5 protein-coding genes and 2 pseudogenes are annotated in these 5,068 nt (G+C 36.3%); 1 reads left to right on the top strand and 6 read right to left on the bottom strand.

All coding sequences use genetic code 11. From position 1 onward, the window contains the following. The 3 genes and pseudogenes from AC1M9I_RS14440 to AC1M9I_RS14430 all read right to left on the bottom strand — a co-directional run. Positions 1–235, bottom strand: a pseudogene (locus tag AC1M9I_RS14440) (hypothetical protein); the annotation flags it as partial. Positions 236–357: 122 nt separating this feature from the next. After that, a complete protein-coding gene (locus AC1M9I_RS14435; protein ID WP_481595901.1) occupies positions 358–1,284 on the bottom strand; it encodes a hypothetical protein in 927 nt (308 codons plus the stop codon). Next, entirely contained in the window at positions 1,284–1,670 is a 387-nt protein-coding gene (locus AC1M9I_RS14430; protein WP_481611200.1) for a hypothetical protein, read from the bottom strand. Before AC1M9I_RS14430 ends, AC1M9I_RS14435 begins: the two co-directional genes overlap by 1 nt. Before the next feature lie 118 nt (positions 1,671–1,788). Here AC1M9I_RS14430 and AC1M9I_RS14425 point away from each other — a divergent pair. Further along, positions 1,789–1,899 (top strand): annotated as a pseudogene (locus tag AC1M9I_RS14425) (4Fe-4S dicluster domain-containing protein); the annotation flags it as partial. An 88-nt stretch (positions 1,900–1,987) separates the two neighbouring features. Here AC1M9I_RS14425 and AC1M9I_RS14420 read toward each other — a convergent pair. The 3 genes from AC1M9I_RS14420 to AC1M9I_RS14410 all read right to left on the bottom strand — a co-directional run. Next, entirely contained in the window at positions 1,988–3,088 is a 1,101-nt protein-coding gene (locus tag AC1M9I_RS14420) for an Imm72 family immunity protein (protein ID WP_179999198.1), read from the bottom strand. Between the two features lie 11 nt (positions 3,089–3,099). Further along, positions 3,100–4,581 (bottom strand): hypothetical protein, encoded by a 1,482-nt coding sequence (locus AC1M9I_RS14415; RefSeq protein WP_481611199.1) that lies wholly within the window; start codon positions 4,579–4,581, stop codon positions 3,100–3,102. Then, positions 4,578–5,068 (bottom strand): DUF2345 domain-containing protein (locus AC1M9I_RS14410; protein ID WP_481611198.1); only part of this gene is annotated, 491 nt, incomplete at its 5' end. The genes AC1M9I_RS14410 and AC1M9I_RS14415, both read right to left, overlap by 4 nt.

Below are 5,068 nucleotides of genomic sequence, written 5' to 3'. Positions count from 1 at the left end.
ATGGGTAAGCATAGGTACTCCAATTGGCTGAGCTATCCCCCATTTCCCATCCCTCTTGCAAGAGGACACGATCACGATACTGCTGATCAGCTAAATCAATTACTCCACCCGTATATTGAATCAAATCATCCAGTTTGGTCAGTAACATTTCCAAATAAGGTTGTGAAGTAACATAATAGATTAAGGCAACTGATTGTTTTTGAAAACGAGTTAATTTAGAACAGCTTCTAAGCATAAGTTAGTCATCACTATCAAACTACTAAAACTCCTTATCCCAATCAGATTTGATCTCAGATAGAATTTTACCTTCATCAAAACTTTATCATTATTTTGACAATCCAATCTTTTATATATAAATTATTTCTTATTAGTAACTTCTAAATACCAAATCGTTTCTCCCCAGCTATTATTCTCAATCTTCGGAAATACTTCTCCCTGTTCAAAATAACGGGATTGCAATTGATTTGCAGGACTCCACCAATTACCTGTCTGTTGACAAGTCTGCCCAGCAAAACCTTTTAAATTTTCAGCTTGAATAGTCTCAGATGACCCACCCTCGTCTGCAATTCGTTCAACCAATACCCATTCCGTATCTTCCTCATGATCATATTGTGGGCAATCTGGATCAAGTCCCACTAATGCTTCTATCGCATCATGCCCTTTAAGCAGCAGCTGTGCACTTGCTTCCTGTATTTCAGGAATGTAAATACCATCCTGTGGCACAGTTTCGCCTGTTTTTACCGTAACATTTTGGTTTAACTTATATATTGGTAAAGATGATGGTAAGTTTAACTCTCCTAAATAATCTGAATCATAGTCTTCTTTTAAAAAAGTCATAGGCCAGCTACCAAAAACTGTAGCTTTAATATTAGATGATAACTTACTAGCTTTACTTTGCCATTGATCAAATAAGGCTAAATTACCCTCATCCATCCAATCAGGGAAATAGTCTATTCTTTGATTTCTAAAGTCAGTCACCACATTCCCTGCATATTGCAAAGCAGATAAATCACCCTCTAATAAACGTTTATATCCATAATTCAAGCTCTCAAGAGTTGATCTGAAATTAGGCAATACATGCTCACCCCAAACTATGTCAGGTTGTTGTGAAATATGTTGATTTCGATAATCATAAGGTAAATCCTGCATAAACAGCTCAAGTGCATTTTCCGCTGCGTCGAGCATATTTTTAAAAGCATCTACCAGTTCTTTAAAATATTCAGCCGAACTATAGCGTTCAAGTAGGAAAATTTCCTGCGGACGAATTTCAGATGATTGCGACATTATTTTTTATCTCCATACCAATTCTGCTCTAAACGCGGCACACCAACCATGCTGGTTTTCGTTTCACCAATTAAACCACTGTCATAGCCCCAAGGGGTTGCTTCACGCTTACTTACATTTGCTCGTACTAAATCTTTTGGGTCTAGAACAATTTGTATGCCACCACCTTCAAGTACAAATATCTCACCTTTACTATTTACTTTCTCAACTTTGCCAGCACTACTTTTAAAAGTTTGGCTCGCCGCTGGCCCCTCCCATACCTTTAAGCCACCTTTAGGAACTCTATATTTAACCATTTCGCCATTATGATTCCATGAAGCAAATACCGCAAAATAGCGTCGCCAATCCGCTTTACTCTTAAGTTTCTTATACTCAGCTTCCCTCATCCATCAAATACTGTTATCTAAACTACATGGATCTAAAACACGATATAAAACTTCACCTTCCTCAATGGGATGAGCCTGATCTAAAACAACATAAGCACCATTAGTACTCCATGCCCCTTTCCAAATTAATGCTGTGAACTGTAAGACTTGTGATATTAAAGATCCGTCACAAAATATTACTTGGGTTGTACCTGAGGGTGCGGGTGGTACGAACTATCCGAATATGTAATCTCGTTTGAGATCAAAAAAACCCGCGTAAGCTGGTTTTTTATTAAACTTCCATCAATGCGAAAGTTTTCACCTTGAGCGATATAGTTTTATTCTTCTCCATCAAACTGCCAGTACACCTCGCCCCAATCACTTTCAAAATCAGGAAAAATATCGCCTTTTTTAAAGTATTGCCGTGAATTTAATTTCGCTGTTGTATACCAATAGCCTGCTTTCGGGCTAACCTGCCCAGCCGCCATACTTAATTTTTCAGTTGATTCAGTTTCGGGTTGATTGGATTGTTTTCCTATATTTTCTATATCAAAAATATAATTCTTTTCTTCCTCGGGTATGGTTCCATCTATATAGCGATTGTCTTCCCAAATTAAACGCCATTTAACATCATACCAATCATCTGTGCCTTCTAATTTATATTGAGTAGCTTCCGAACCTTCCAAAAAATAATTTGGGCAACCAACATACACATTATATTCAGGGTCATTGGTTAATTTTTGATAAACGGGTTTTTCAAACCATGGTTCGTAAATGCCTGAAATTTGGATTTCTTCACCTGTATGAATTTGATCTGTTGCATTTTCATTATAATCTGGGCATGGGCTAATCGGTTCAACGATTTGCTTACATGGTGGCCAGTTTGGTTTACTGAATAAAGATTCGTAGCTCCATTTATCGTAAATTCTATCTTCTTTATGGATCACGTACTCCCCAGCATACAGAGTATTAGATACACAAAAAGTCATTGCACTTGCGAGTAATAACTTTAATATATATTTTGTATGATCGTGATTTCCATCAAGATCCCCATAATATCGACCTAATCCCAAATTTTGATAAAAAACATCATCTACTAAGCCATGTTCATCACCATAACGACCAAAAATATTACCGTAAATACTCCCCTCAAATATTAAGTCATATGCATCTTTTTTAGATTCAGTTTTTAGTAATAAATCTAATCCCTTTTCTGAATTATTGATGACATACAAATAATATAAAAATTCTTTTTCGTGATATTCGTGAACACCTATTGTTTGATCTTGTACAGAAGGAGGTGGTTGCCTTAGTTGTTGTTCAAATGCATCCACAAACTCTTTTTTTAGTTTATATATGTGATATAGATATTGGTAACTTGAATATTTTTTAATTAAATAAAAAGTTTGGTCTCTTTCTTTACGATCAATCGTATACATTACAAATTCCTTTACTTCGCCTTATTTTGCTCATGCTTAGTATTTGCTCGACCTGTTGTGGAAGTAGCGCGGGCCACTTGCCCTTGTTGTACCGTTTTACGAGCTTTTTCTCTTGCTTCTAAATAAGCAACCGTATCTTTTAAATTTTCAGGAAGAATGGCATCATTCCAATTGGTTTTTTTAATTTCGATCATTTTATCGATATACGCTTTAATTGGTGCATTATCAGAATGCCTAAAATCAATATAAATTTGCTTTTCCCCTCCAGGTAAAAGTAATTTACTTCCTTCCATCTTATCCATATCAAATTGTTCTGCGACTTTACCTTCCCATGTTTTAAGTCCCTGCCAATTCTTAGGAACGGGAATTCCTAATTTTTTCAACTCGGCAACTGTAGGGATACGATCCAAGGAAACAAATATTCCATTCTTCGACCAGCCACTTTTTACTGCATAGTCGAAACGCCATGCTGTGCCATTATGTGGCATTTTGTCTGCCCAATATGCTCCAGACTTATTTGGATATCTTTTATCTATGATTCGCTTCCAATCAATTTTTGTGCCCGGCTTATATATATTAGCTTCAATATTGGCACTCTTACTAAAAGAAGCAATTACGTCATATTTTTTACTATCTGTATTGTAAAACTTTCTTAAATCTGGCCATCCGTCCTTATGATTATAGTGACTTAAAGATGCTGGTTTATGCCCTTTACTTGGAATCGTTTTTCTAGCAGTAGAAGCTAAACGTGCTTCCGTGGTTAAAACCTTAGTTTCTCCACCACCTATCTTTGCACCAGCTTTATTCATCTGGTTGATCATTTCAGATCGAACTTTATTTAATGCACTATCCAACTCTTTAATTGCAGAAGGAATCATTTTATCTGCGAGTTTGGCAAGTTTATCTAACTCAGGTAAAAATGAGTTTAATTGTTGTTGTACATGCTTAGGTAGAACAACGCCCGTTTTTGATAAGAAAAACTGAATCGAGGATTTTAATCGTGCAATAAAGTTTTTAAATTCGGATAATATTTTCGCTTGGTATTTTGAAAATTTAAGTGCGTTTATAAATTTAATTGGGTCTCCATAACCCATTTTCCTTAAAAAAGCCAAAATTGCAATTGCTACTTCTGCGGCTTTACTGGCATCTTTAATCACAGTAATGAGTAAGCGCCCAATACCTTTTAACACACCACCAAATATTGGAATGAGTGGCAATAAACATAAAATAATACTAACCCAGTTCAGGACTTTATTTTTCTCTTGTTCACTACCTGCCATGCGATTTGAAATAGCGATTAAATCCCTAACAGCTGTGGCTTCACCTGCGACAGGAAACATACTAATAACTGCATCAAATACGATCTGACCTAAAGTTGATTTTTCGTTAAATTCCCCTTGTAAGGCCCCACCCAACCAACTGCCTGCAGCCTTGGTACTCGACCAAAGTTCTGAACCAATTTCAATTATAGCTATTTTATTTTCTGCACTCATTTTTTAGAATCCTTAAGTGCTTGTTGATATGATTTTTCTAAATCTGCGATATCCCATTCTGCTTTAAAGTTAGTATTTTCTTCTGCTTGTGCAACAACTTGATAAGATCTAGTGTCTTCTCCAAAAATAATCTCTGCTTCACCATCAGGTGCATCTCTTATATCAGCTATACCATCATCATTAGTCACACCTGAAAATGTCTGACCATTTGCATATTTCATCTTAAAGTTTGCACCTTTAACTGGCTCATCATCATGATATTTGATTGCGATCTGTTTTCTTATTTCATTTGGCATGAGTGGAAAATTCAAAGGCACCTTAGCTCCCCCCATAAACTGATGCTGCCCCGCTTTCACCTCAAACTTACCAGCTGTGGTCGGTAAAACTCCCGAACTACTAATTTCAATCTGTGAACCACCACCAATCAACACTATTTTTTTTGCCGCTTTAATTTCAATTCGATCTTCCGTCGAAATAATCTGTACAC

Source organism: Acinetobacter sp. ANC_7553 (assembly GCF_056779895.1).
Note: the sequence above shows the minus strand (reverse complement) of the source record. Positions and strands in the feature narration are given on the sequence as shown.